Annotated in this window: 24 protein-coding genes; 13 read left to right on the top strand and 11 right to left on the bottom strand. The window is 43.0% G+C overall.

Features of this window, described 5'->3' with window-relative positions:
* Positions 1–11 precede the first annotated feature (11 nt).
* Together ACJZU6_RS01250 and hemB are read left to right on the top strand one after the other, a co-directional pair.
* A complete protein-coding gene (locus ACJZU6_RS01250; RefSeq protein ID WP_080158824.1) occupies positions 12–791 on the top strand; it encodes a TatD family hydrolase in 780 nt (259 codons plus the stop codon).
* Positions 792–850: 59 nt separating this feature from the next.
* Complete coding sequence (hemB, locus tag ACJZU6_RS01245) at positions 851–1891, top strand: porphobilinogen synthase (protein ID WP_408900532.1); 1041 nt, start codon at positions 851–853, stop codon at positions 1889–1891.
* Between the two features lie 59 nt (positions 1892–1950).
* Here hemB and asnC read toward each other — a convergent pair whose 3' ends face one another.
* Positions 1951–2412: a transcriptional regulator AsnC gene (gene asnC / locus ACJZU6_RS01240; protein WP_080158826.1), complete on the bottom strand. Its 462-nt coding sequence runs from the start codon at positions 2410–2412 to the stop codon at positions 1951–1953.
* 176 nt (positions 2413–2588) lie between these two features.
* On the opposite strand from asnC, the gene ACJZU6_RS01235 reads away from it, so the two are divergent.
* The 3 genes from ACJZU6_RS01235 (at position 2589) to ACJZU6_RS01225 (ending at position 5427) form a co-directional block, all read left to right on the top strand.
* Positions 2589–3377, top strand: coding sequence for a class I SAM-dependent methyltransferase (locus tag ACJZU6_RS01235; protein WP_080158827.1), 789 nt, complete (start codon positions 2589–2591; stop codon positions 3375–3377).
* 101 nt (positions 3378–3478) lie between these two features.
* Positions 3479–3964 carry a hypothetical protein gene (locus ACJZU6_RS01230; RefSeq protein ID WP_080158828.1) on the top strand — a complete coding sequence of 162 codons (486 nt, stop codon included), beginning with the start codon at positions 3479–3481 and terminating at the stop codon, positions 3962–3964.
* A gap of 140 nt (positions 3965–4104) precedes the next feature.
* On the top strand, positions 4105–5427 hold the full coding sequence (locus ACJZU6_RS01225; protein ID WP_408900531.1) for an IS4 family transposase: 1323 nt from the start codon (positions 4105–4107) through the stop codon (positions 5425–5427).
* A 322-nt stretch (positions 5428–5749) separates the two neighbouring features.
* Here ACJZU6_RS01225 and ACJZU6_RS01220 read toward each other — a convergent pair whose 3' ends face one another.
* From ACJZU6_RS01220 to hemC, 4 genes are read right to left on the bottom strand one after another with little or no spacing between them, the layout of a single operon-like run.
* Positions 5750–6937 carry a heme biosynthesis HemY N-terminal domain-containing protein gene (locus ACJZU6_RS01220; RefSeq protein WP_080158829.1) on the bottom strand — a complete coding sequence of 396 codons (1188 nt, stop codon included), beginning with the start codon at positions 6935–6937 and terminating at the stop codon, positions 5750–5752.
* Positions 6937–8235 carry a uroporphyrinogen-III C-methyltransferase gene (gene hemX, locus ACJZU6_RS01215; RefSeq protein WP_408900530.1) on the bottom strand — a complete coding sequence of 433 codons (1299 nt, stop codon included), beginning with the start codon at positions 8233–8235 and terminating at the stop codon, positions 6937–6939. Before hemX ends, ACJZU6_RS01220 begins: the two co-directional genes overlap by 1 nt.
* Before the next feature lie 13 nt (positions 8236–8248).
* Positions 8249–8998 carry a uroporphyrinogen-III synthase gene (locus ACJZU6_RS01210; RefSeq protein WP_408900529.1) on the bottom strand — a complete coding sequence of 250 codons (750 nt, stop codon included), beginning with the start codon at positions 8996–8998 and terminating at the stop codon, positions 8249–8251.
* Entirely contained in the window at positions 8998–9930 is a 933-nt protein-coding gene (gene hemC, locus ACJZU6_RS01205) for a hydroxymethylbilane synthase (RefSeq protein ID WP_080158894.1), read from the bottom strand. The genes ACJZU6_RS01210 and hemC overlap by 1 nt, the downstream gene beginning before the upstream one ends.
* Before the next feature lie 396 nt (positions 9931–10326).
* Here hemC and ACJZU6_RS01200 point away from each other — a divergent pair, with 396 nt between their 5' ends.
* A complete protein-coding gene (locus ACJZU6_RS01200) occupies positions 10327–12885 on the top strand; it encodes a class I adenylate cyclase (protein ID WP_080158832.1) in 2559 nt (852 codons plus the stop codon).
* 80 nt (positions 12886–12965) lie between these two features.
* Here ACJZU6_RS01200 and cyaY read toward each other — a convergent pair whose 3' ends face one another.
* Complete coding sequence (gene cyaY, locus ACJZU6_RS01195) at positions 12966–13277, bottom strand: iron donor protein CyaY (RefSeq protein ID WP_080158833.1); 312 nt, start codon at positions 13275–13277, stop codon at positions 12966–12968.
* A gap of 78 nt (positions 13278–13355) precedes the next feature.
* Here cyaY and lptM point away from each other — a divergent pair, with 78 nt between their 5' ends.
* From lptM to yigB, 5 genes are all read left to right on the top strand, one after another.
* Complete coding sequence (lptM, locus tag ACJZU6_RS01190; RefSeq protein WP_080158834.1) at positions 13356–13472, top strand: LPS translocon maturation chaperone LptM; 117 nt, start codon at positions 13356–13358, stop codon at positions 13470–13472.
* A gap of 63 nt (positions 13473–13535) precedes the next feature.
* Positions 13536–14786: a diaminopimelate decarboxylase gene (lysA, locus tag ACJZU6_RS01185; protein ID WP_327772654.1), complete on the top strand. Its 1251-nt coding sequence runs from the start codon at positions 13536–13538 to the stop codon at positions 14784–14786.
* A gap of 38 nt (positions 14787–14824) precedes the next feature.
* Positions 14825–15655, top strand: a complete 831-nt coding sequence (gene dapF / locus ACJZU6_RS01180) for a diaminopimelate epimerase (RefSeq protein ID WP_080158836.1) — start codon at positions 14825–14827, stop codon at positions 15653–15655.
* 52 nt (positions 15656–15707) lie between these two features.
* A complete protein-coding gene (gene xerC / locus ACJZU6_RS01175) occupies positions 15708–16616 on the top strand; it encodes a tyrosine recombinase XerC (protein ID WP_369926031.1) in 909 nt (302 codons plus the stop codon).
* 33 nt (positions 16617–16649) lie between these two features.
* Positions 16650–17378 (top strand): 5-amino-6-(5-phospho-D-ribitylamino)uracil phosphatase YigB, encoded by a 729-nt coding sequence (yigB, locus tag ACJZU6_RS01170; protein WP_080158838.1) that lies wholly within the window; start codon positions 16650–16652, stop codon positions 17376–17378.
* Positions 17379–17430: 52 nt separating this feature from the next.
* Here yigB and ACJZU6_RS01165 read toward each other — a convergent pair whose 3' ends face one another.
* Genes ACJZU6_RS01165 through ACJZU6_RS01150 form a run of 4 tightly spaced genes read right to left on the bottom strand, consistent with a single transcriptional unit; the run spans position 17431 to position 19800 of the window.
* Positions 17431–17889: a DoxX family protein gene (locus ACJZU6_RS01165; RefSeq protein ID WP_080158839.1), complete on the bottom strand. Its 459-nt coding sequence runs from the start codon at positions 17887–17889 to the stop codon at positions 17431–17433.
* On the bottom strand, positions 17882–18682 hold the full coding sequence (locus tag ACJZU6_RS01160; protein ID WP_327767881.1) for a DNA-binding domain-containing protein: 801 nt from the start codon (positions 18680–18682) through the stop codon (positions 17882–17884). Before ACJZU6_RS01160 ends, ACJZU6_RS01165 begins: the two co-directional genes overlap by 8 nt.
* The gene (locus ACJZU6_RS01155; protein ID WP_408900528.1) at positions 18657–19550 is read right to left on the bottom strand and encodes a DUF692 domain-containing protein; all 894 of its coding nucleotides are present in this window, start codon (positions 19548–19550) and stop codon (positions 18657–18659) included. The genes ACJZU6_RS01160 and ACJZU6_RS01155 overlap by 26 nt, the downstream gene beginning before the upstream one ends.
* Positions 19525–19800: a DUF2282 domain-containing protein gene (locus tag ACJZU6_RS01150; RefSeq protein WP_080158842.1), complete on the bottom strand. Its 276-nt coding sequence runs from the start codon at positions 19798–19800 to the stop codon at positions 19525–19527. Before ACJZU6_RS01150 ends, ACJZU6_RS01155 begins: the two co-directional genes overlap by 26 nt.
* Positions 19801–20047: 247 nt before the next feature.
* Between ACJZU6_RS01150 and uvrD the strand changes: the two genes are divergently transcribed.
* The gene (gene uvrD, locus ACJZU6_RS01145; RefSeq protein WP_408900527.1) at positions 20048–22219 is read left to right on the top strand and encodes a DNA helicase II; all 2172 of its coding nucleotides are present in this window, start codon (positions 20048–20050) and stop codon (positions 22217–22219) included.
* A 78-nt stretch (positions 22220–22297) separates the two neighbouring features.
* Here the strand turns inward: uvrD and ggt are convergent, their stop codons facing one another.
* A complete protein-coding gene (gene ggt / locus ACJZU6_RS01140) occupies positions 22298–24022 on the bottom strand; it encodes a gamma-glutamyltransferase (RefSeq protein ID WP_408900905.1) in 1725 nt (574 codons plus the stop codon).
* Positions 24023–24638: 616 nt separating this feature from the next.
* Between ggt and recQ the strand changes: the two genes are divergently transcribed.
* Entirely contained in the window at positions 24639–26483 is a 1845-nt protein-coding gene (gene recQ, locus ACJZU6_RS01135) for an ATP-dependent DNA helicase RecQ (protein WP_080158845.1), read from the top strand.
* Positions 26484–26495: the final 12 nt, after the last annotated feature.

Genomic DNA, 26495 nt, shown 5'->3' with positions numbered 1-26495 from the left:
AATGGAAAAAAATGATAGATATTGGTATTAATCTGACCAACAGCCGCTTTGATAAAGATCGCGCCGATGTTATTACTCGCGCGCAAGCAGTTGGAGTAAAAGGACTGGTTATTACCGGTACCAGCATTGAAGAAAGTATTGCCGCTCAGCAACTGGCTCAGCAGTGGCCTGATTATTGTTATAGCACTGCAGGCGTTCATCCTCATGATGCAAAATCGGTAACAGATTTCGCTTTACCTCAGATTCGTGCTTTAGCACAACTGTCACAGGTGGTTGCCATTGGTGAGTGTGGGTTGGATTTTAATCGTGATTTTTCACCTCGTCCGCAGCAAGAAGCGGTGTTTGAAGCCCAACTGGCGTTAGCTGCAGAGCTTAACTTACCCGTGTTTATGCATTGTCGTGATGCTCATGAGCGTTTTTTAGCTATTTTAAAACCATGGCGCGATAAATTACCCGCAGCAGTTGTGCATTGTTTTACCGGCTCACAGCAAGAACTCACTGATTGTTTAGCACTTGATTTACATATTGGTATTACCGGTTGGATCTGTGATGAACGCCGAGGCACTGAGCTGCGCCAAATTGTGAAACATATTCCAAGCCAACGGTTAATGATTGAAACTGATAGTCCTTATTTATTACCGCGTGATTATCGTCCTAAGCCTAAATCGAGCCGTAATGAACCGTTGTATTTACCCCATATTGCTGCCGTTATTGGTGAGTGTCGTGGTGAATCAGCCATAGATGTTGTCAATAATTCTTACCAAGTTAGCCAAGCTTTTTTTGCAATTTAATCCCACCTTGGTGGTGTGAGTGATATTATCAATATTCATTAATCTGTAAGGAGTTTACCGTGTCAGTATCTATTCAAGGTGCGTTTCCCGGACGTCGTATGCGTCGAGTCCGTAAGCATGATTTTAGTCGTCGTTTGATGGCGGAAAACCAGTTATCAGTTAATGATCTTATTTACCCAATGTTTGTACTTGAAGGCACTAATCGTCGTGAAAGTGTCGCTTCAATGCCGGGTATTGAGCGTTTATCAATTGATTTATTGTTAGAAGAAGCAGCGTATATCGCCAGTCTTGGTGTGCCTGCAATTGCGTTATTTCCAGTGGTATCACAACCGTTTAAATCTGAATTAGCTGAAGAAGCATATAACGTTGACGGTTTAGTGCAAACTGCGGTTCGTGCATTAAAAGCGCATGTACCAGAGCTGGGTGTGATTACCGATGTCGCTTTAGATCCGTTCACGGTTCATGGTCAAGATGGCATCATTGATGATGAAGGTTATGTGCTTAATGACATCACCACTGAGATTTTGATCAAACAAGCGTTATCTCATGCTGAAGCCGGAGCTGATGTTGTTGCTCCTTCTGATATGATGGATGGTCGTATTGGCGCAATCCGTGAAGCATTGGAACAAGCGGGTCATATTAATACGCAAATTATGGCTTACTCAGCTAAATATGCGTCAAATTACTATGGCCCGTTTCGTGATGCAGTAGGATCAAGCAGCAATCTTAAAGGGGGGGATAAAAAAACCTACCAGATGGATCCTGCTAACAGTGATGAAGCGTTGCATGAAGTGGCAATGGATATCAGCGAAGGTGCTGATATGGTGATGGTGAAGCCGGGAATGCCGTATTTAGATGTGGTACGTCGTGTGAAATCAGAGCTACAAGTGCCAACGTATGCTTACCAAGTGTCTGGCGAATATGCGATGCACATGGCTGCCTTCCAAAATGGTTGGCTTAAAGAGCGTGAAACAGTGATGGAATCACTAATGTGCTTTAAACGTGCTGGTGCTGATGGCGTGTTGACCTATTTTGCGAAAACAGTCGCAGAATGGTTGGCGGTTGAAGGTGTTGAGCGCGGATTAAATTTGAAAAAATAACGTTTATTGAACGTGATAAAAAGCGAGCTAAGGCTCGCTTTTTTTATGGCAAATTTTCACTATGGCTTTACATTTCGATTGATCGGATTTTGTAGTGAAATTAAGGTTTCTGTTGATTGTACTTCTTCAATGGCTTGCAGCTTATTGATCAATACATGCTGCAGTTCTTCAATTGAGTGACACATCAATTTAACAAAAATATTGTAAGCGCCTGTGGTGTAATACGCTTCGACAACCTCATCGAGCTGATTGAGTTTTTCAAGCGCTGAGTGGTAATCACGCGCAGCATAAAGGTTGATACCAATAAAGCAGCATACGTCATAACCTAATAATTTTGGGTTAACTATTACCTCGGTCCCGGTAATAATGTTGGAAGCCCGCATTTTTTCAACCCGCACATGGACAGTTGCAGGGCTGACGTTAAAACGTTTCGCCATTTCAGCATAAGGCACTCGCGCATCCGTCATTAACGCGTTAAGAATGTCGCGATCTAAATCATCGATGCGAACAGCTATATTCATCACAATTCCTTTTCAGCGAGGTAAGTTATTCGCTACTTAAGACCATGGTCTATCTTATCCTTATGTTAGGTTGTGATACCAGAGCCAAGCGTGATTTGTAGTGCTATAATTCGCCGCCTAAAGCTTCTATCTCCAATAATGGGTGAGATAGATATTGTTTGATATCGGAGAATGCAGTGCAACTAGCCTTACTTTGTGAAGTTCCTCAACGTCAGTCTGAATTAGATCAACTCGCCGCCCGCTGGGGATTGACGCATGATGAGCACAGCTGTTTTGCGTTAGTGTTAACCGCTAACCAATTAGAGCTGCGTAAGTTAGATGAACCTAAACTTGGTGCTGTATTTGTCGATTTAGCCAGTGGCGCGGTAGCACACCGTCGTAAATTCGGTGGTGGTCGTGGGCAAGCTATTGCGAAAGCGGTGGGACTAAAAAATGGGTTAACCCCAACGGTATTAGATGCTACTGCCGGTTTAGGCCGCGATGCGTTTGTGCTCGCGTCGTTGGGTTGTAAGGTGCAATTAGTGGAGCGTCATCCGGTGGTCGCAGCTTTACTTGATGATGGCTTAGCCCGTGCGAAAGCGGATCCTGAAATTGGTCATTGGGTCAGTGAGCGGATGCAGTTATTACATGCATCAAGCCAAGATGCATTGTTGCAATTGGCGGCGGATAAAGATTTTGTTGCTCCTGAGGTGATTTATTTAGATCCGATGTACCCGCATAAAAAGAAATCGGCATTGGTGAAAAAAGAAATGCGCGTTTTTCAAACCTTGGTGGGTGCAGATTTAGATGCTGATGAGTTATTTGCGCCAGCGTATGCATTAGCCACTAAACGGATTGTGGTTAAACGTCCTGACTATGCTGAATTTTTAGCAAATGCGAAGCCATCGATGGCGATTGAAACCAAGAAAAACCGCTTTGATATTTATGTGAAAGCGAGCATGAAGAATAATGACGAGCCAAAATAAAAATTTACAAATTTAAGCTTCAAGCGCACACTCTATGCTGGAATTACGAATCATTATCGTTTAATGTTCGTGGAACTGGTTATTTGAGTGAGGGTCTGTTGATGGTTAAATCTTTATGTAAGTATCGTCGTGCTGAAATTGCCGATCAATTTGCGACGATCACTAAGATAGTCAGTGAACCAACATTTATTTGCGCGAGTTGCACCCGTGTGGCGAGTGATAAAAACTATTTATGTAAACCGAGCCGTTTAACCAATACGGTATCAGCAACAGCCGCGACATTGACACCAATGCCAACACCCACGCCGATGATGACGTTGGCGGCCTCAACTGCGCCGACTTCTGATACGATCAATGTGCACCAATTACCGATGCCAACTGCGGTGGGGCAAAGTCGAATTGAGATGGTAACCATTGTTGAACAAGCAGAGGTGCTTGAACAGCCCGATAGGTTGTTAGAACAAACGGAAAAATTGAAAAAATTAGCTAAGAAAAAAAATAAACTCTTAAAAAAAGCGGCTAAAGCGGTGAAGAAGTTTGATAAGCAATTACGTAAAACAAAGCAAACGCTTGGGTTAACATCCTGATTTAGCGTTCACTGCATTATGATCACCAATAAAAAAGCCTCCCTAGGGATAATGCTGATCAGTTAAGCCCAAAATGATCAGTTGAACGATCCTGTAGATGTGTAAAAATCCAAGTGTATTTAATGCACTTGGATTTTTTTATGTTTTTAAGACAAGCACTTGAACAGATACATGCCTTCTCAGCTGATAAATTAAACGGCTTATCAGACTTACTTTGTCCAACACTTATTGACCAATGCCTTCTAGATACAGGTGTTACAACTATTCGAAAACGAAGATTACCAATGGAGTTAATGGTTTGGAGTGTCGTTGGTATGTCACTTTATCGACATTTGTCGATGAGCAAAGTGGTGTCTCAATTAGACATCCTATTACCAGGAAAAAAGCCATTTGTTGCCCCAAGTGCTGTGATTCATGCTCGTAAGAAATTAGGGCATGAACCAGTAGAAGCTGTCTTTAATAAAACACAACAGTTGTGGCATGAGAAAACACCTCATCCGGATTGGCATGGTCTCACATTGCATGCTGTCGATGGTGTTGTCTGGCGTACGCCAGACACAAAAGAAAATGACCAAGCATTTTCAAGAACAGGCAATAAAACAACAACATCCGATTATCCTCAAGTGCGTATGGTTTGCCATATGGAACTAACTAGCCACCTTTTAAATAGCGCTGCATTTGATTCTGTTTCTGTCAGTGAGGTTGATTTAACAGCCCAACTCATTGAAAAAGCGCCAGATCATAGCCTAACGCTGTTTGATCGTGGTTTTTACGCCTTAGGCTTACTGCATAAATGGCAAAGTACGGGGCAAGAAAGGCATTGGCTTATCCCATTACGTAAAGGCGCCCAATACAAAACGTTAAGAAAGCTAGGTAAAGGCCAAGAACTCATAGAGTTAACCTTGTCGCCACAAGCTCGAAAAAAGTGGATTGATGCGCCCGTGACAATGGAAGCACGCTTAGTGACAACCACGATCAAAGGTCGCGAAGTGAAATTATTAACGTCAATGACCGATCCCAAACGTTATATAGGCGCTGATATTGCAGAGCTTTATAGCCACCGTTGGGAGATTGAGCTGGGTTACCGAGAAATGAAACAATATATGTTACAAGGAACGATAACGTTAAGAAGCAAAACGCCAGCGCTAGTGACTCAAGAATTATGGGGAATGTTATTAGCTTATAACTTGTTACGGTTCATGATGTGCCAAATGGCATACTCATTAAAAAGTGTCATGCCGTATCAAATAGGCTTTAAGCAAGCCTCGATATTCTTAACAAGCCAACTTCAACTATTACCAGCGGTTGCAGCTGGTCGGTATCCTGAAATATTGAGATATATACTTGATATGGCAGAAAGCTTTGTACTACCAGAAAGGCAGGAAAGAAGTTATCCAAGGGCAGTAAAGAAAAGGCCTAGTCGCTATGCGACTAGGCCTTCAAGGAAGCGTAAATTATCTTAATTCACATGCATTACTCCCTAGGGAGGCTTTTTTATTAGTATTTGTTTATTAATCAGCGTGTTTAATTAATACAGCCATCATAACGCCAACAATCACAGACACAACAATACCTGAAACAATGATCCAAGGAAGCATATCCATAACAGTTATCCAAATGTTAAATAAAAAGGGTAGAGCGGCTATTGAATCGTGTTTGTTGGTTGGGAGCAATGGGGTAGATATACCTTGTAATGGCTGTTTACATATAGAAACATGTTAATGCTAAAACTGTTATCCAGACGAAAAAAAAGCGCCACTAAGGCGCTTTTTTCAGACTTAAAATTTAAGCTTGATCAGGTTTTGCTAATTGCAGTGCTTGACGAGAAACTTCAGCGGCAGCTTGTTTATCGCCAAGTTGCTCAAGCGTTGCTACCAGATGGGCATAATCGGTGACGTCTGGACGTAACGCGATCGCTTTTTCTAGGTGCTCTTTAGCCGGTTGCCATTGTTGATCAGCCATTAACATCTGCCCTAATGCGCTTTGTAGGGTTGGATTATTACCGTTGTTGGCTAATAAATCTTGTAGGCTCACAATGGCTGGGTGACGATCTGGCAGTGTTAATTGTGGCATTAAGCTAATTAGCGCCTGCTCAGGGTTCTTCTTAACAGCATCACGCAAGATCGGGAAGGCATCTGCATCAGCATGGCGAACCATCATCTGTTTAACAAAGCACGCGACTAGCGCTGGATTATGCTTGTCTTTACGGTTGAGGCTGTTCCAGTAACCCATTAAACCATCACTGCCATTTTGTTGGCTAAGATGGTGCATCTGACCACATTGCGCTTGCACGTCGAGTTGAGCAGCTTCTGCGGCAGTGATGACATCTGCTTTAGTCAATTGAGGTAGCAATACTTGCAGTGCTTTCCAATCTTCTAATTGCAAGTAACACTGCTTTAGTAGGCTTAGTATCATTGGATTACGCGGGCTAGTTGGCTGTACATCTTGCAATGTTGCAAGGGCCTGTTCAAATTGTTGTTGACGAATTTGAAGCTTAGCGCGAGTCAGTGCGACAGCAAGGCTTTCAGTGTCTTGTTCTGCTGCGAGTTGTAAGTATTGATCTCGCTGTTGAGTTTTACCCAGTCCTTGTGCAGCTTCTGCAGCAGCTAAGTAGTTTAGAATTGGCGCATCGCTAAATTTTGCTGATTTAGACAGCATTTTTTCAGCGGCTTTCCAATCACCTTCAGCTACTTTCAATAGGCCTTCTGCGGTATTGCGACGTGCATTGCGAACTTGGCGACCGCTGAACCAACCACGGGTTGAGCTACCAAAAGAAAACAAGCGACGTAAAATAAATTCAAGTACAAAGAAGATCGCAACGATGGCAATCGCAACGATAATCAGTGTTGTTAAACTCATTTCAATGGTTTGATTGGCAAACGAGATCAATACATAACCTTGGTGGCCTGCAAGATCAGGGCTGACAATGATACCGGCAATCAGAGCGATGACCAATAACAACAATTTGACCATTATTTAGTCTCCTCTTTAGTGGTATAAGTTACTACCGCTTTGTTATCAGCTGCTGTATTTTCAGCGGCGGTTGCTTGTTTGATCTGTTTCTCAACCGCTTTTTTTACCGCAGGTGCTGCATTTTTAGTTGTCGCTGGCGTTGCTTTTACGGCAACTGGCTCGCTAAGGGCGGTTATCTTATTGCGTAACACTTTATTTACGAGTTGGGTGATCAAAGCTTGTGATTGCAGCTTGGCAGGGTAATCAACCGCAACATTTTGTTGTTCTAGTTGTTGTAGGCCAGCAATGAAACTTTGTGTTTTTGGTGATGACAAGTCGTAGTATTGTTGTGACCACTTGATCGCCGTTGCAATTGAATCACGGTAAACTTGGCCTTGATCGCGATATACTGCAGCGATAGCTGTCTCAAGTTTGTTGGTAATATTTTGTTGAAGATAGAAATCTTGCTGCGGTGATAATAGCGGTACAACGCTGCCATCACGCTTGCGGTAAGTAATGAAGTTTTCACCAAAGTTTTTCAGTGACGTCATTAAATTATTTTTCCAATCATTAACCGATTGGCTCACTGTTGGATTTTGCTGTGGTTCTGCTTTAGCTAATACGGCATTGGCTAACGGTAAGCTATCAATGCTATTTTCAAGGCTGTTAAGACGCAATACGATGCCATCACGATCAACCACCGTGATTGATTTTAATGCCGTAATGTCATTACTCATTGCTTGACGAAGATTTTTCAAGCTTGGATCATTGAGCTCTGCAATGCGGTGATCCGCAGCTTCAAGTAATAGTGTAGCGCTGGTAACGTCATGCTCAAGCCATAGTTTACGGCCTGCCATTTTAACTAAATAATCAGCTTCAGCTAATAGCCAATCATTAGGCTCTTGACCTTTTAAATCAGCAATGGCTGTTTGAATTGAATCAATTGATTTTTGCTGTTGGCTAATACCTTGCTCAACTTTCTGCTGGGCAGTGCTAAGCTCGTTATTGACCATTGAAATGGTTTGCTGTTGGTCAGCTTGCATTGCAGCTTTCATGGTCGCAATTTGTTGTTGTAAGGCGGCAACTTGCTGCTGTTGTTGTAAACCTTGCTGGTGGCCGTGGTAGTAAAGACCACCGCCTAATGCTAATACTAATGCGATAGCAACCCAACCCGTTTTACTGCCTGATTTTTTTTGTTTAGCGGCCGTAGGCGCTGCTTTGGTCGAGTTTGAAGTACTATTTTTTGAGGCATTAACAGCAGGCTTGTCTTTAGTTACTGGCGCTGCTGTTTGGTTTGTGTTGATTTTTTTGTCTGTCATCCTAATTATTCCATTAGCTTACGTTGCTTTTTAGGAACGTGAATAACGCCTGATTAGCGGCGCTTCCCACGGTGGAAATATGTTTGTAGCCAAGCGTCGATGCTTGGTCTGCGATTCGTCGACTTGGTACGAAAAGGTGGCAATTATAAAGCCAAGCTAAATCTTCAGTTGGAATTAATCCCGTTAAGTATATTAATTGTTCACTGCTTGTGACAACTAGAGCGTGAATTTGCTGTTGTTGCCACTGTTGAGCTAATCGTGTTGCATCGAGAGTCAGCCAGTTGCGTTGATAAGTTTCGCAATAACTGACTTGGGCCTGACGAGCGGTTAATGCTTGATAGATTAATTCGCGGCCACCATTGCCTCGTAAGATTAAGACTCGGCGTTGATGAATATTCGCAAGTTCAGGTAAGGCTAATAGTGCTTCACTATCATGCTGACCTTGTGGTGAACTCACGGGTTGCTGGCAGGCTTGTGTTAACGCTGCCGCGGTCTTATCGCCAACGGCTATATAATGCATGTTTTTTGGCCATTCTGCACCTTGTGATGTCAAGTAATCAGTCGCAAAGCGCACCGCATGATAGCTAACTGCGATGATGTAGTCACCTGGTTGCAGTTGTTGAATTTGTTCTATTAATTTATTTATATATTTTCCTTGCTGAACCTCAAGCAAAGGTTGAGCAATAGCGCTGATCGCCACTTGATTAAGTTGTGCGGCCAATTGATCGCATTCTGGTGCAGGACGGGTGATCAGCACGGTCATTAGGCGTTACCGTATAAGCGATCGAGGATCTCTTTAGCACCGTTAGCTAACAATTCATCCGCTAAGGTTAGACCTAATTGTTCTGCATTTTCAATTGGGCCGCTAATTTCAGCACGAACAATGATGCTACCATCAGGTTCTCCGACAAGTGCACGTAACCAAATTGTGTCGTCTTGTAATTCGGCATAGCTACCAATAGGCACTTGGCAACCACCTTGAAGGCGATTATTCATCGCTCGCTCACATAAAACGCGCGTTGCTGTTGGTTGATGATTGAGTGGTGCAAGCAGTTGGCGTACGCGTTGGTCATCCAAGCGACACTCAATACCTACTGCGCCTTGACCGACTGCTGGGAGGCTAGTTTCAGGGGCAATTTCACAGCGAATACGATCATTCATTTTCAGGCGTTTTAGGCCAGCAGTTGCTAAAATGATGGCGTCATATTGGCCTTCATCAAGCTTACGTAAACGAGTATTCACGTTACCGCGCAAATCGTTAACGATTAAATCGGGACGTTGAGATCGAAGCTGACACTGGCGGCGTAAGCTGGAGGTACCAACAATCGCACCTTGGGGTAAATCATCAATTGAATCGTAGTTGTTTGATACAAAAGCATCACGTGGATCTTCGCGCTTACAGATAGTCACTAAGCCAAGACCTTCGGGGAACTCCACGGGTACATCTTTCATTGAGTGCACCGCGATATCCGCGCGACCTTCTAGCATTGCGATTTCAAGTTCTTTGACAAAGAGGCCTTTACCCCCCACTTTTGCTAAAGGCGTATCTAAAATAATGTCGCCTTTTGTTACCATTGGTAATAGCTCAACAACGAGCCCAGGATGAGCTTGTTCTAGTTCAGCTTTGACAAATTCTGCTTGCCACATAGCTAATGGGCTTTTACGTGTCGCAATGCGAATCGGTTGAGTTGTCATCATAGTAAAGAGGGTCCGTTAACCAAGGTTATTATTTTTTCTGTCGAGTATCGTACCACTATCTAAGCATGGATGATAATTCGTGTATTGCGGTTCCTGATTCCAAGCGTTATTGTGTAGCTAATGGGACGAGAAAATGTGATATTTATCGCAATAAGTCGTTGCTCAGTTACTAATTACAGCTTCAGTATTGGTTGTTCGTTACTGAGACGATTTAACGTCTTACTATTATGGATGAATCATAGACAGTTGTTATTGGCCATGCATGGCATTATCTTTACCGTAGGTATTAAAAATGATACATTGATCACGTTTTTTTCTCATTTTGAATAAAATTTACGCTATTAATATCAAACTGCGGGCCGCACTAACACTGCTAGCTCTTGGAAGAGTAATTTGCAAAATTATATCAAGACGCTAAAAGGTAGACTGGACTCACTGACTGAGCTTCGCATTGAACGTGCGCGGTTGGCCATGAGTGAACCGTCGGTACAGATTTTTGATCTGTTGCCTGTCTTATTACATTATAACCACCCAGCCTTGCCCGGGTATCTTGATCAACAAGTACCGCAGGGAATTGCGCATTTTGTCGCCACTGACGTGCAACAGCAATTTATTAATGATTGTGCACGCGCGACACTGATGCCCGTGGATCCGATCGTGGTTGCTGATGCTGACTGCCCAATTACCGGCCTTTATGCCATGGGTAGTACTTCTTCTATGGGGCAAAGTCTCACCAGCGATCTTGACATTTGGGTGTGCATTCCCACCTCATTAAACTGTCAAAGCCGAGAAGCACTCGACAGTAAATGTAGCTTGGTTTCTAAATGGGCGATGGAACAAGGGGTTGAAGCTAACTTCTTTTTGATCGACGAAAACCGTTTCCGCGACAATTTTTCTGAAGCCATGACAGGTGAAAACTGTGGCTCAAGTCAGCATTTATTACTTCTTGATGAATTCTACCGTTCTGCAGTATGTCTAGCAGGTTTACCTTTATTATGGTTTATGGTGCCACCAGAGATGGAAGAGTGCTATGACCAATATATCGATGATCTAGTTGCGAAAGGCTATATTGAGCGTGACCAATGGATTGATTTTGGTGGCTTGATGCGTATTCCTGCCGAAGAATATTTTGGTTCTAGTTTATGGCAGCTCTACAAAAGTATCGACTCGCCCTATAAATCGGTATTAAAAGCGATTTTGCTTGAAGCCTATTCATGGGAATACCCGCATACACAATTATTAAGCCTTGATGGTAAGCGCCGTTTCTTTGCCGAAGATCGCAGTGAATACTGTATGGATGCTTATTATTTGATGCTTGAAAAAGTGACCCGTTATTTAGAGCGTATTGATGATCATCGTCGACTCGATTTAGTTCGTCGCTGTTTCTATCTTAAAACCCATGAGAAATTAACCCGTAAACCGACGTCAGGTTCTGTGGAGTGGCGTCGACAGGCATTACAGCATTTAACCGAGCAATGGCAGTGGTCGACAGAGGTTGTTGCGGCGCTTGATAATCGCCGTAATTGGAAAGTCACCCAAGTTAAGCAAGCGCATAATGAATTACTTGATGCATTGATGCTCAGTTATCGAAATCTGATTCGTTTTGCTCGGCGCAATGATATTACTTCGGCGATTAGCCCTGAAGATATCAGTATTCTGGCGCGTAAATTATATGCTGCGTTTGAGGTTCTGCCTGGAAAAGTGACCTTATTAAATCCACAAATATCACCGGATTTACATGAGCCTGATCTGAGTTTTATTCAAGTTCCTGAAGGGCGAACCAATACTGCGGGTTGGTATTTATATAAGCAGCCGATAGAAGCGAAATATATTTTAGGCCAGCCATCATTAGAGCATAACCGCTACTTATCGAAATTAGTCGCGTGGAGCTATTTTAATGGTTTGCTAACAGAATCGACCCATTTGCACACCGTGGCACGTAATGCTGATATGGATTTGGATAAGCTGTATCAATTGGTGAGTGATATTCGAAATACCTTTCCAATTCGTCGTCCACATCCAGGTTTACAAGCATTATCAAGCCCGTGTGAGATTCGTCAATTAGGGTTGTTTGTTAATTTAGAAAATGACCCAACGACGGAACTGAAAAATCGATCGGTACGGTTTGATTTTAAAACCACTGATATTTTTAGTTATGGACCAGAACAGAAATGTTTAGTTGGCAGTGTTGATTTGGTCTACCGTAATTCGTGGAATGAAGTACGAACCCTAAATTTCAGTGGTAATTATGCGATGCTGGATGCGTTGAAAACCATGCTCGGTAAAATGCACCACGATGCGATTCCACCAGAAGCGATTGATGTGTTCTGCTATAGCAAACATATGCGGGGGTTAATTCGTAACGTGGTCTATCAATTGGTGGCTGAGTGTATTGAAATGCGCTTAAAACCCGTTGAAGAAGAAAAACGACGTCGTTTTAAAGCGGTGCATATGGCTGATGAAACCTATGGTTTGTTCTTTGAACGCCGTGGTGTTTCTGTACAGCGATTGGAAAATTCAGTCGATTTTTATAGCTGTATTTCATCGAATAAAGTCAGTGATATTCCTAAAGTGGTGATGGGTAAAACCGATGAGCCGCATCCACCGGAAATTGTTGATGCTTATGCCAGTGAAGGGTTGATTCAGTTCTTTTTTGAAGATTGTGAGCAAGGTTTTAATATCTACATTTTAGATGAAACCAATCAAATGGAAGTGTATCGCCAATGCAATGGCAATAAAGATGAGATGGTGCATGGTGTAAACCGTTTTTATACCTCATCGCAAGATCGTTTTAGTTATAGTGCTAATTTTATTAACTTTAATTTACCTCAGTTTTACGATATCGCACATAACGACAAAGGTGAGCTACAAGTATTGCCGTTTAAGAGTGGCCAAGTGTCTCGCCGTCAGGATAATACTGAATCGACAAATAATGGCATTAGCTTTAATTAATCTTATTGTTTGTACTGTATCGAAAAAAAAGCCTTCATTATTGAAGGCTTTTTTTATGGCTGTAATGCAACAAAAGCGTATTACCAAGTGACAGTCTCACCTGCATGTAAGCTGCATTCTTGTTTTAATAGCGCAAATAATTCGGTATTGCTACGAGTACAACGCCATTCATTACCGGTGTATTTAAAGTGGTAACCACCTGATTTTGAAGCTAACCATAGTTCGTGTAATGGTTCTTGGCGGTTAATCACAATTTGACTACGGTTGGCAAATTCAAGTGTAAGCACGTTGCCAGTGGTTTCTGGTTCAATATCAACACCGGATTCATCGATGCCTTCTTCGATCTGCATTAGAGCGAGATCGGCCAGTTGGTGGAATTCAGTATCATTCATCCTATTGCGTCCTATTGCTTTTCTTGTTCTTGGTGCGATTATAGAGGTCATTGGACGGATAATCACTGGCTTTGAATTATGCATAAAGGTTTATTAGCAATTTTGGTCTTAGGATCGTTAATTTTAGCTGGCTGTGGCCAAAGTGGCCCACTTTACATGCCAAAAGACGCACCACAACAACATCAGCCACAATAATAAGTTAGCTGCGATGGTGATTGCGTCGCAGTTTAATCGTCAACCAGACAGGGAAGGACAACATTGGATTATTTTAATTACCAGTCAGATGGGCAATTATGGGCGGAAGACGTCGCATTGGCCAAGTTAGCAACACAATATGGCACTCCGCTGTATGTGTACTCACGAGCAACGTTAGAACGCCATTGGCATGCCTTTGATCAAGCGGTTGCGACCCATCCACATTTGATTTGTTATGCGGTAAAAGCAAACTCTAACCTTGGGGTATTAAATGTCCTTGCACAGTTAGGTTCTGGGTTTGATATCGTGTCTTTGGGTGAGTTAGAACGTGTTTTAGCAGCGGGCGGCGATCCGGCTAAAGTGGTTTTTTCTGGCGTGGGTAAAACAGCGCAAGAAATGCAACGTGCACTTGAGCTGGGAATTAAATGTTTTAATGTTGAATCTGAGCCTGAATTAGATAGGTTAAACTATGTGGCGGGTCAATTAGGGAAAATTGCCCCGATCTCATTACGCATTAACCCAGATGTTGATGCTAATACTCATCCTTATATTTCAACGGGTTTGCGCGATAATAAATTTGGTATTGCGCGTGAACGTGCACTGGACGTTTACCAATTAGCGCACCAATTACCGCATCTTAACGTGGTCGGTATGGATTGCCATATAGGCTCTCAGTTGACGGAAGTAAAACCTTTTATTGATGCAACTGAACGGTTGTTAGCATTAGTTGATGAGTTAAAATCGGCTGGAATTGAGATTAAACATTTGGATCTCGGTGGTGGCTTAGGGGTGACATATAACGATGAACAACCCCCATTACCCGCAGAGTATGCGACCGCATTGTTATCCCGTTTGGCGGCTTATCCTGAACTTGAATTAATTTTTGAGCCAGGGCGAGCGATTGCTGCGAATGCGGGTGTATTGCTGACCAAAGTGGAATTTTTAAAGCATACTGAATATAAAAACTTTGCCATTGTTGATGCGGCGATGAATGATTTAATTCGGCCGACATTATATTCCGCTTGGCAAGATATTGTGCCAGTGATCCCACGTCAGGGTGAGCGTCAGTGTTATGATTTAGTGGGGCCTATTTGTGAAACCGGTGATTTTATTGGTAAAGATCGTCATTTATGCTTAGCGCCAAATGACTTACTTGCGGTAAGGTCTGCGGGTGCTTATGGTTTCGTGATGGCATCTAATTATAATTCTCGCCCTCGTGTTGCTGAAGTGATGGTTGATGGTGAGCAAGTACATTTAGTGCGTGCTCGTGAAACGTTAGACCAACTTTGGCAGCATGAATATCTCGTTGAATGATTGTCGTCGCAACTGATGCTTAATAATTAAGGAACATCATGCAGATTAACTTCTCCAAAATGCATGGGCTCGGCAATGACTTTGTTGTTGTAGATTGTGTAACACAAAATGTATTTTTTTCACCGGATGCGATTCGCCGTTTAGCGGATCGTCATCGTGGGATCGGTTTTGACCAATTATTGGTGGTTGAACCGCCTTATGATCCTGAAACGGACTTTCATTACCGTATTTTTAATGCTGATGGTAGTGAAGTCGAACAATGTGGCAATGGCGCCCGTTGTTTTGCTCGCTTTGTTTCAATGAAAGGTTTAACCAACAAATACCATATTTCCGTGAGTACTAAAGCAGGAAAAATGATATTGAAGTTGGAAAGTGACGGCCAAGTTACGGTTAACATGGGCGCCCCTAATTTTGAACCCGCTAAAATTCCGATGCGAGCGAAACAGGCAGAAAAAACCTATTTATTGCGTGTTGGTGAACAAACGTTATTTTGTGGTGCTGTCAGCATGGGTAACCCACACTGTGTCACGATTGTCGATAGTGTGGCGACAGCTGCGGTTGAAAAGCTGGGGCCATTACTGGAATCTCATGAACGTTTCCCTGAGCGAGTGAACGCAGGTTTCATGGAAGTGATTGATCGTGGCACCGTGAAATTACGTGTTTATGAACGTGGTGCGGGTGAAACTCAGGCTTGTGGCAGTGGTGCTTGTGCCGCTGTTGCTGTTGGTCGTAGCCAAGGTTTACTCGATGAAAATGTTAAAGTCTGCTTACCGGGTGGTGATTTATATATTCGCTGGGCAGGTGAAGGCAAACCGTTATTTATGACCGGTCCCGTTGCCCATGTGTTTGATGGCCAATTTATTCAATAATGATCTTTAACGAGGGTCATTGTTATCAATGACACTCATGATCGAGGTTTATGTGAATACGCTTCCCCCAAGTTTTGAACAACCTCTGGCTCGTTTTTATGAATATTTGCGTAGTGAACGTGAACTGAGTTTGCACACGCAACAGAACTATAAACGTCAATTAACTTGTATTGCAGAACAATTGCTAGAGCTAGGGGTTGAAAACTGGCAGCAAGTTGATGCGGGCTGGGTGCGCCAAATAGCCAGTAAAGGTATGCGTAGTGGTCTTAAAGCCAGTAGTTTAGCAATGCGGTTGTCAGCTTTACGCAGTTTTTTTGATTATATGGTGCATCAGCAACTATTGCCGGCCAACCCAGCTAAAGGCGTGGCTGCACCACGCAAAGCACGTCCGTTACCCAAAAACCTTGATGTTGATGAAATGAATCAATTACTTGAGGTTAAGGATGACGATCCATTAGCGATTCGTGATCGCGCGATGATGGAATTAATGTATGGTGCCGGATTACGTTTATCGGAATTGGTTAATTTGAATGTCCGTGATATTAGCTTAACTAAAGGTGATTTGCGGGTTATTGGTAAAGGCGATAAAGAACGGGTTGTGCCTTTTTCAGGTTTGGCGCGTGAGTGGGTAGCGAATTGGCTCAAGTTGCGTGACAATATTGCCCACGCTGATGAAACAGGGTTATTTGTGTCTAAACTCGGCCATCGCATTTCAAACCGTAATGTACAAAAAAGAATGGCAGAATGGGGCCAGAAACAGGCCGTATCCAGTCATATTAATCCGCATAAATTACGGCATAGTTTTGCAACCCACATGTTGGAATCTAGTGGTGATTTACGTGCTGTACAAGAGTTATTGGGTCATGCAAACTTGACCACCACTCAAATTTATACCCATCTTGATTTTCAGCATTTAGCCAAAGTCTATGATGCTGCTCACCCACGCGCGAAACGCCGTTAGTGTTTTATCGCGTGTTCACTCTCAGGAACTCCCATGCAGTTTTATCGTCAGTTAGGCCAGATTAACGCCCTTACTTTTGATCTTGATGACACCTTGTATGATAACCATCCGGTGATCGTGCGTGCAGAACAAGCGATGTTTGATTGGTTAGCACAGCTATTACCCGCGTCAATGGTGATCAGCCGTGATGATTGGCAACGCTTAAAACAGCAACTTGCTGCGGTTGATTCTAGTTTGAGTCATGATGTCAGTGCGTGGCGTTATGAAGCGTTAAAAATTAACTTTATGCAGTTGGGATGGCGGCTTAAAGATGCTGAATTAGCGGCCCGCCAAGGGTTAGATTTGGTGCTAGTTGAGCGCAACAAAGTTGATGTTCCCGCTGAAACTCACCGTGTGTTGGCATTGTTGAGTGCTAAAGTTCCGTTGGTCGGGATCACTAATGGTAATGTCGATCCGCAACAGATTGGTTTGGCCGATTATTTTAGTGCTATTTACCAAGCAGGACGCGATGGGTTAGCTAAGCCGAAAGCTGATTTATTTACCTGTGCGATTAATCATTTAAATATTCCGGCTGAGCAAATTTTGCATGTTGGTGATCATTTGCATACAGATGTTTTTGGTGCCAAACAACAGGGTTTACAAGCTTGTTGGTATAACGACCAGTCGCGAGTATTAACGTCGACCCCGAGTAATTGTTTACCTGATATTGAAATTAGTGCGCTTGCTGAATTATTACCATTAGTCGGCTTAACGACAGAGTAAATGTCCACGATTTAGCACCCAGCGCGATTAGCCTTGTTGGGTGCTTAGCCGTTTACGGTATGATATTGCTATTTCGATAATGCTGACTTATCCAGTGATCGACTGAGAGTTTACCTGCGCCCCAGAATATAGTAACTAATAACATCATTCCCCATAATTGGTGATCATAAAACCCTTGCGGCCATAAAGCAGGGTATGACACTACCGCAATAATATTAAAACCAAATAATAGTATGGCCATCGGTCGTGCGAATAGTCCAAGTACTAAAAAAATCGGCACTATTAATTCAATCGCTGTTCCACTATAGGCCGCCCATTGCCAAGGTAAGACAGGCACCTGATATTCGTATTCAAATAAATACAGGGTGCTATCCCAACTACCATATTTGATCAGTCCTGATTTAAAGAACGCAATGGCAACCCAGACGCGACTAAAAAGTAACAGTAATGGTTGTAGCGGTTGTACGAGTTGTTGAAAAAAAGTGTCGATGGTACGAATAAAATTAATCATCACTATTAACCTTACGAATATCGTCAATTAAGTGGTGGTGTAATAACTGTGGTAGTAGATCTAATTGCGTTGTTGTTAACGCGGCAATTGGACGTTGCTGCTGACAATCAGTGACTAAAGTGACTAATTCTGGCGTGACATGCTGCTGCCAAATTTGCCATTGGTAATGTTGCATCAGGGCGGTTTGCGGCTGATTAATATCCAGCGTTGCTAATAATTGGTGTTGATCTGAATGCGGATGGTTAACGATTTCCCACAGTGACACCACCGCATATTGGCTGCTAAAGGTGTCGGTTGAGGTTGGAATATGAAAATAATATTGCTGTGAAGTAATAGAATTGGCTTGATGTTCAAGTTGACGTAATTTTTGCAGTGGTAAGTTGCCAGCGTGGCAAGCTAAACGGCTGACACAATCGCGTTGCCATTCTAGCCGTGCGAGATCAACTAAATAAGGCAGAGTGGAAACCAATGTTGGTTGAGCGGCAATGGTATCGCTAAAGTGAGCACCATAAATAGTGACATCCCCTTGTGATAACGGATGATTAAGTATGTGCTGTCGCGCGAGGTGGTTGAAACAATCATCACCAACCATGGCGCTAACGGTAGCATAGACAGCTGCCAGAACATCGGTTAAGCCAATAATAAAATTATTACAGTACAGTTGTAGTCGTTGCTCTGCACTGAAATGGTCATTGACGATAGTGGTGGTTAAATCATGCGGTTGATAATGCAATGCCGCCGCAAACTGATGTTGTAATTGCTGCAAATTAGGCGTGGTTGCAGATGATGGCATTGGCTAACTCCTTATCGATAATGGCTTGAGCCTTATCGGCTTCAGCCAATAATATTGCCAAGGGTGGAATATCTGCATCCCATTCAATTAATGCTGGCGTCTCACTACCATGACAGTGAACCCACTGTTGATATAAGAGCCACACTTCATCACTGACGGGTTGGCTATGCGTATCAATCCAGATTTCACCTTGAGGCAGTTGTTTACGAATAAAGCCCGCAAGATGTATCTCTTGCACTACTGCAGGATTAATAGCCGCTAAATAAGTTTGGCAATCAAAACCATGGTTAAAACTGCTGACATAAATATTGTTTAAATCTAATAACAACCCACAGTCTGTTCGTTGTTGCACGGCCATTAAAAATTCCCACTCTGGAATGGTTGAGTGTTGAAACTGTAAATAGCTTGATGGGTTTTCAATTAACATTGGCCGTTGAAGTACATCTTGAACTTGAATCACTTTATTGCAAAAATTATTGAGGGCTTCTTCGGTATAAGGTAATGGTAAGAGATCATTAAAATAGTGACCATCAACTGAACTCCAACTGAGATGATCTGAAATTAAGAACGGCTCTGTTTCAGTAACTAATTGTTTGAGTTGTTGTAAATGATGAACATTAAGTGGATCGGCGGATCCTAATGACAGCCCAATACCATGACAGCTAATCGGATAATGAGGCTGTAATTGGCGTAGTTGTTGGCGTGCTAATGAATGGGGGTTGAAATAGTTTTCACTGTGGATTTCCAGCCAGCCCAGTTGTGGCCGTTGAGTGATCATTTCAATAATATGAGGTGAGCGTAAGCCCACCCCAATTGATTGCTGGGATGAAAAGTCCACCAAGTTATGCTTCCTCAGTTGATCCGCCATGGAGGCGATCACATAACCCTTTTGGAACGACCACAAACGCATCTTTCTGAGCATCTTCTTTAGCCGAGCCTGCGCAAGAGCTGGTTTTAGTAGCGCAGTCATTTTTACCCGCTTTACTGACGCCATAACATTTTTCTTTAGCCATTTTTTTGCCCATTTCGTCAGCGACGGCGGTTGTTGAAGCTAATGTTCCTGCTAACGCAATTAATCCAGTCATTGCTGATGCTAAGGCTATATTGGTCTTTTTCATGATAGTTCCTTGATTATGATTGAGTGTTGGTTTGCTACGCGTTGGTATTTTTTTAATGGCGTTAATGCGCCTTCAGAATAATAGACAGGGTAACCACGATATTTATTACACTGGAATGTTAATTATTTTAGTGTTGATGTTGTTTTTATGTTTCTGGTTTTTGCGAAAATCGATACAAAGATATCGAAGCAATCTTTATCGGGGCTGGTATAATCGTCACCATTGTATAAATAACCAGTAGATAGCGATGGACGTTTCACTTCTATTAGATGGCCTCAATGACAAACAACGCGAGGCGGTGGCTGCGCCGTTGGGTAATCACCTAGTATTGGCGGGAGCAGGTAGCGGTAAAACCCGTGTGCTAGTGCATCGCATTGCTTGGTTGTTGGCGGTTGAACAAGCATCACCGTACTCGATTATGTCGGTCACGTTTACTAATAAAGCGGCCGCAGAAATGCGGGGTCGAATTAATGAATTAATGCACGGCTCAAGTGCAGGCATGTGGAATGGCACCTTCCATGGTTTATGTCATCGCATGTTACGCGCCCACTATTTGGATGCGCGCCTACCTGAAGATTTTAATATTCTTGATTCTGATGATCAGATGCGGTTATTACGCCGCTTGATTAAAGCGCAGAATTTAGATGAAAAGCATTGGCCTGCCCGTCAAGGTGCGTGGTATATCAACGGCAAGAAAGATGAAGGTTTACGCCCGCAGCACGTTGAAACCTATAATGATCCAGTTGAGCAAACGTGGTTACGCATCTATACCGCTTACCAAGAAGCCTGTGATCGTGCGGGGATGGTTGATTTTGCCGAGTTATTACTGCGCTCGTTTGAGTTATTACGCGATAACAAACATATTCGTGAACATTACCAAGCACGCTTTAAACATATTTTGGTGGATGAGTTTCAAGACACCAACAATATTCAATTTGCATGGCTACGGTTAATGGCGGGTCCTGATTGTCATGTGATGATCGTCGGTGATGATGACCAATCTATTTATGGTTGGCGTGGCGCACAAGTTGAAAATATTCAGCGTTTTTTAAGTGATTTTAATAACGCATCCTCAATATTTTTAGAACAGAACTACCGCTCGACTGCCAATATTCTTAATGCTGCCAATGAATTAATTGCCAATAATACTGCTCGTATGGGTAAGAATTTATGGACTGAAGATGGCGATGGCGAGCCAATTTCTTTGTATTCTGCTTTTAATGAACTCGATGAAGCCCGCTTTGCTGTTGGTAAAATTAAAGAGTGGCGTGAACAAGGGGGAAGCCTCAGTGATACCGCCTTCTTATACCGCAGTAATGCGCAATCGCGAGTATTAGAAGAAGCCTTAATTCAAGCGGGCATGCCATACCGTATTTATGGCGGCATGCGCTTCTTTGAACGCCAAGAAATTAAAGATGCGTTGTCTTATTTGCGTTTAATTGCTAACCGTAATGATGATGCTTCGTTTGAGCGGGTGGTTAATACACCGACGCGTGGTTTGGGTGATCGCACTTTAGAGACGATTCGTTTAGCAGCACGTGATCGCGGTTTAACCATGTGGCAATCAAGTCTAGCGCTATTAGATGAAAAAGTGCTAGCGGGACGCGCGGCAAATGCATTACAGCGTTTTATCGAATTAATTAATGCCTTAGAAGACGATACTGCTGAATTGCCAATGTACCAACAGACGGATGATGTCATTCGTCACTCTGGTTTGCGGGCAATGTATGAGCAAGAAAAAGGCGAAAAAGCGCAAGCACGAATTGAGAACTTAGAAGAATTAGTCACTGCAACCCGTCAGTTTGAAATTCCAGAAGAAGCCGCTGAAATGAGTCCATTATCTGCTTTCTTAGCCCATGCGGCTTTAGAGGCGGGTGACGGTCAAGCGGATGCCTTTGAAGATGCGGTGCAATTGATGACCATGCACAGTGCTAAAGGTCTAGAATTTCCGATTGTCTTTATGGTGGGGGTTGAAGAAGGGATGTTCCCAAGCTCACGTACCATTGAAGAAGCGGATCGGTTAGAAGAAGAACGTCGCTTGTGTTATGTCGGCATGACACGAGCAATGAAGAAACTGTATATCACTTATGCTGAAATGCGCCGCTTATATGGTAAAGATAACTTCCATAAACCGTCTCGTTTTATTCGTGAAATTCCTGAGCAATATGTTGAGGAAGTACGAATGAAGGCGCAGGTATCACGTCCGGTGAGCAGTGGCCGTTTTAGCCAAACTCAAGTGAATAATAATTTCAATGAGACCGGTTTTAGTCTAGGACAGCGGGTGCAGCATGCTAAATTTGGTGAAGGCACAATCATTAACTTTGAAGGTAGTGGCGCCCAAAGTCGAGTGCAAGTCGCCTTTAATGGTGAAGGGATTAAGTGGCTAGTGACCCAATACGCGAAGTTAACCGCCCTATAATATCTTTAGAATAAATAAGCCCGCCAGTGATGACCTATATGGTTAATCATTGGCGGGCTTTTTTATGTGTTGAGGTTGCTATTGAGCGATGACCTTACCTTCGCGACGCGGATCAGCGGCACCAATTAACTGTTTTGGCGCAATACTGATCGCTTGAATACCCGAGTTAAGATCTTTGACTGCGGTTTTATAACCTAATTGTTCAAACTTAGGCGCCCATGCTGCGGCTGAGGTATTTTGCTCAAGCTCAAAGGGACCAAAGCGATTATTGATGTTAGGTAAGTTAATGGCTTGCTGTAAATCCATTCCCCAATCAATGTAAGCCACTAAGGTTTTAGCAATATAACCAATAATTTGACTGCCGCCAGGTGAGCCAATGGCTAACACCGGTTGATTATTATGCATCACAATTGTCGGTGCCATTGACGAGCGTGGTCTTTTGCCCGGTTCAATTCGATTTGCTATCGGTTGACCATCAATGTGGCTGCGAAATGAAAAGTCGGTTAATTCATTATTAAGTAAGAAGCCACCGACCATTAACCGTGAACCAAAACTGTTTTCAATGGTTGAGGTCATAGAGACCACATTTCCTTGGCGATCGACTATCGCAAAATGGGTGGTTGACGGTAATTCAATGGCTTCATCGGTCGTTTGAAGGTTGGCATGATCCCATGGTGGTGATCCTGCATCGACGGTGGTTAATTTTTTATTAGTGGCTAACAATTGTGCCCGCTGATGAATGTAAGCCGTATCAAGTAAGCCTTTGGTTGGCATCGGTACATAATCACTGTCGGCCATATAACGGCCGCGATCAGCAAACGCTAATCGAGATGCATCACCAATTAAGCGCCAACTATTAATATCCTTAGCGCCCATTTTAGCTAATGGGTAATGATTGAGCATCGCCATTATTTGGCCAAGCGTTAATGCGCCAGAACTGGGTGGTCCCATACCACAAATTTGATATTGGTGATAAGGCGCGCAGATTGGTGCCCGTTGTTTAACCTTATAACTGGCTAAATCAATGCTACTGAGGACACCGGGATTACCAACGGCATTTTGGACGGTATTAACAATTTCGCGTGCAATGTCGCCTTGATAAAATGCTTTTGGGCCATAATCAGCAATTTTACGCAGGGTATCGGCATAAGGTTGATTAATTAATTTTTGGCCCGCTTGAATCGGTTGACCTTGGGGATCAAAAAAATAATTTTTAGTGACAGGCCAGCGTTGCAGGTGTGTGGCATCTTTCGCGACTAATGCAGCTAAACGAGGGCTAACAATAAAGCCATTTTTAGCCAGTTTGATGGCCGGTTGAAACAGTTGTTTCCACTTTAATTTTCCGTATTGGTGATGACTATTCCACAATAATTTTATCGTACCAGGTGTACCGACAGATCGGCCCCCGACAACCGCGTCATAAAATGCTAAGGGCTGCCCATTTTTGTCCTGAAATAAGCGTGGCGTGACCGCAAACGGTGCGGTTTCACGACCATCAAAGGTCGTCATTTGGTGGTTGTCGTTATCCCAATACACTAAAAAACCACCGCCACCAATACCGGATGATTGTGGTTCAACCAAGCCTAAAACTAATTGGGTGGCAACCATCGCATCAATGGCATTCCCTCCTCGACGCAACATTGCCGCTCCAGCTTCACTGGCATAGTGATTCGCACTAGCAATCATCCATTGTTTACCTTGGACTAATTGTGATGGCTGTTGAGCGACGCTGGTTTCAGGAATGATGTTATCACTCAGCTGTTGCGCAGAAACGGTAAAGATCGGAACTGCGCAACTGCACATGGTGGCAAAACGTAATAGTGTTGACGTGATTTTGAGCATAACAGATCCTTGTAATCAGCAACGCAAAAGAGGGGGGACGCTATGTAGTCTTTTAATGTGATTAATGATGGCAGAAAAACCCCCGTATATCTCATTATTTTTAAAAATTATTAGTGATATTTTAATTAAAGATGTCGGTTTTAATGAATTACAGCCGTTGTTATGACTGTAACTAAATAAATATCCAAGATAACTTAAGTAATAAACCGTTAAATGTTGAGGTTAATGTAGCAGTTGTTGAATAACTGACCGATGACAAATAAGTAAATGAGTAAATAGTGATGGTTTTATTTTCTTATTAATTATCTAGTTAATTAATATATTGATAGCGGTAGTCGAAAAAGTAGAACAAGAGAACACGCTAAAATGGATAAAATTAGCAGCAACTAAGGATTGAGGCCGAAAAGGGTATTGATAACGGTTAGTGTGCTGCTGTTTTCGGTGTGGTTATATAGCTGGGCTCTCGCTGAATATGTGTTTTTAGTATGAGAGTGTGATCAGCAAAGCGAGGGGCTAACTCGCATCTACTACTCATTTAGGTATAGAATGGCAGCCCTGTTTAGCGAAGAGTCTTACCATGTCTGTTGTTGTTCCTTTGCCCGTGACGCCATCATTATTATCTAGCCAAGAAATTTTGCAGGATGTGTTTGGCTATCAAGAATTTAGGCAAGGCCAACAAGCAGTGATTGAAGCGATCACTGCGGGTAATGACTGTTTGGTGATTATGCCCACTGGTGGCGGTAAATCTCTGTGCTATCAAATTCCGGCGTTAATGCTGTCGGGATTAACCTTGGTGATCTCACCGCTAATTTCGTTAATGAAAGATCAAGTCGACCAATTGAATGCCAATGGTGTCAGTGCTGGCTGTATTCACTCAGCAATGTCGCGTGAAGAGATTCAAGCGACGTTTGATGCGATGCAAAATGGCGAGTTGCAATTAGTTTATGCTTCACCTGAACGGGTGTTAATGCGGGATTTTATTGAACGGTTGCAGCAACTGGATTTAACGATGGTGGCAGTGGATGAGGCCCACTGTGTTTCTCAATGGGGACATGATTTTCGACCAGAATATGCAGCATTAGGGCTACTAAAACAGCAATTTTCACCGTTGCCTGTGATGGCGTTAACGGCGACGGCTGATGACGCAACACGACAAGACATTATTAGTCGCTTGGGGTTAACCGATCCTCATTGTTATTTAGGCAGTTTTGATCGACCTAATATTCGCTATACCCTCTGGGAAAAACATAAACCGTTAACGCAATTAAGCCGCTATTTGGCGACGGTGCGCGGTCAGTGCGGGATTATTTATTGTAATAGCCGCAAGAAAGTGGAACAGATTAGCGAAAAATTGTGTGAAAGTGGCATTCGTGCCGCGGCGTATCATGCGGGCATGGAGTATCAACAACGCAGCGCTGTTCAAGAGGCTTTTCAGCGAGATGATATTCACGTGGTTGTGGCGACGGTCGCATTTGGGATGGGAATTAATAAACCCAATGTGCGGTTTGTGGTCCATTTTGATATTCCGCGCAACATTGAATCGTATTATCAAGAAACAGGACGAGCAGGACGCGATGGTTTACCTGCTGAAGCGCTGCTGCTTTATGATCCAGCCGATTTAGCGTGGTTACGCCGTTGTGTTGATGAAAAACCTCATGATGCACAGCGTGAGGTGGAATTACATAAATTACATGCGATGGGAGCTTTTGCTCAAGCGCAAAGTTGTCGTCGCCAAGTGTTATTACATTATTTTGGTGAAGATCAACGTCAACCTTGTGGGAACTGCGATGTGTGCCTTGATCCCCCGCAACAATTTGATGCCGTTGAAGCCGCTCAAAAAGCCTTATCCTGTGTATACCGTGTGAATCAGAATTTTGGTATTACCTATGTTATTGATGTTTTACGAGGTATGCAAAATCAACGTATTCGTGAATATGGCCATGATAAATTAACCACTTATGGTATTGGACGTGACTATAGCCATGAATATTGGGTGAGTATTTTACGCCAATTAATTCATCGCGGTTTTTTAACTCAAAATATTAGCCGCAATTCGGTGTTACAACTCACCGAGCAAGCGCGACCATTATTACGTGCTGAAATGGCGTTATCATTGGCGGTGCCACGGCTGGATACTGCGGTTCGTAGCAGTAAAGTAGATCGAATGGCCAATCGTCAGTATGACAAAAAATTATTTGCCAAGTTACGTAAGTTACGCAAAGCCATTGCTGATGAGGAAGATATTCCACCTTATGTGGTCTTTAATGATGCCAGTTTAATGGAAATGGCAGAACGATTACCCAGTTCAAAAGGTGAATTTTTAGCGATTAATGGGGTTGGCCAGCGTAAGTTAGAAAAATTTGGCATCGTATTTTTACAATTGATTGGTGATCATTTAATGGCGGTCGATGAACATAACTAATGGAAGCTAATA

The sequence above is a fragment of the Photobacterium piscicola genome (genome assembly GCF_046058925.1).
Taxonomy (GTDB): domain Bacteria; phylum Pseudomonadota; class Gammaproteobacteria; order Enterobacterales; family Vibrionaceae; genus Photobacterium; species Photobacterium piscicola.
The sequence above is the reverse complement of the archived record's forward strand: the minus strand, read 5'-3'. Positions and strand labels throughout refer to the sequence as shown.

Bases quoted from the DNA above. Each gene is read 5' to 3' on its own strand.
- ACJZU6_RS01250 (WP_080158824.1), top strand. From the start codon at position 12: ATGATAGATATTGGTATTAATCTGACCAACAGCCGCTTTGATAAAGAT.
- asnC (WP_080158826.1), bottom strand. From the start codon at position 2,412: ATGAATATAGCTGTTCGCATCGATGATTTAGATCGCGACATTCTTAAC.
- ACJZU6_RS01230 (WP_080158828.1), top strand. From the start codon at position 3,479: ATGGTTAAATCTTTATGTAAGTATCGTCGTGCTGAAATTGCCGATCAA.
- ACJZU6_RS01225 (WP_408900531.1), top strand. From the start codon at position 4,105: ATGTTTTTAAGACAAGCACTTGAACAGATACATGCCTTCTCAGCTGAT.
- ACJZU6_RS01220 (WP_080158829.1), bottom strand. From the start codon at position 6,937: ATGGTCAAATTGTTGTTATTGGTCATCGCTCTGATTGCCGGTATCATT.
- hemX (WP_408900530.1), bottom strand. From the start codon at position 8,235: ATGACAGACAAAAAAATCAACACAAACCAAACAGCAGCGCCAGTAACT.
- ACJZU6_RS01210 (WP_408900529.1), bottom strand. From the start codon at position 8,998: ATGACCGTGCTGATCACCCGTCCTGCACCAGAATGCGATCAATTGGCC.
- hemC (WP_080158894.1), bottom strand. From the start codon at position 9,930: ATGACAACTCAACCGATTCGCATTGCGACACGTAAAAGCCCATTAGCT.
- cyaY (WP_080158833.1), bottom strand. From the start codon at position 13,277: ATGAATGATACTGAATTCCACCAACTGGCCGATCTCGCTCTAATGCAG.
- lptM (WP_080158834.1), top strand. From the start codon at position 13,356: ATGCATAAAGGTTTATTAGCAATTTTGGTCTTAGGATCGTTAATTTTA.
- dapF (WP_080158836.1), top strand. From the start codon at position 14,825: ATGCAGATTAACTTCTCCAAAATGCATGGGCTCGGCAATGACTTTGTT.
- yigB (WP_080158838.1), top strand. From the start codon at position 16,650: ATGCAGTTTTATCGTCAGTTAGGCCAGATTAACGCCCTTACTTTTGAT.
- ACJZU6_RS01165 (WP_080158839.1), bottom strand. From the start codon at position 17,889: ATGATTAATTTTATTCGTACCATCGACACTTTTTTTCAACAACTCGTA.
- ACJZU6_RS01160 (WP_327767881.1), bottom strand. From the start codon at position 18,682: ATGCCATCATCTGCAACCACGCCTAATTTGCAGCAATTACAACATCAG.
- ACJZU6_RS01155 (WP_408900528.1), bottom strand. From the start codon at position 19,550: ATGGCGGATCAACTGAGGAAGCATAACTTGGTGGACTTTTCATCCCAG.
- ACJZU6_RS01150 (WP_080158842.1), bottom strand. From the start codon at position 19,800: ATGAAAAAGACCAATATAGCCTTAGCATCAGCAATGACTGGATTAATT.
- uvrD (WP_408900527.1), top strand. From the start codon at position 20,048: ATGGACGTTTCACTTCTATTAGATGGCCTCAATGACAAACAACGCGAG.
- ggt (WP_408900905.1), bottom strand. From the start codon at position 24,022: ATGTGCAGTTGCGCAGTTCCGATCTTTACCGTTTCTGCGCAACAGCTG.
- recQ (WP_080158845.1), top strand. From the start codon at position 24,639: ATGTCTGTTGTTGTTCCTTTGCCCGTGACGCCATCATTATTATCTAGC.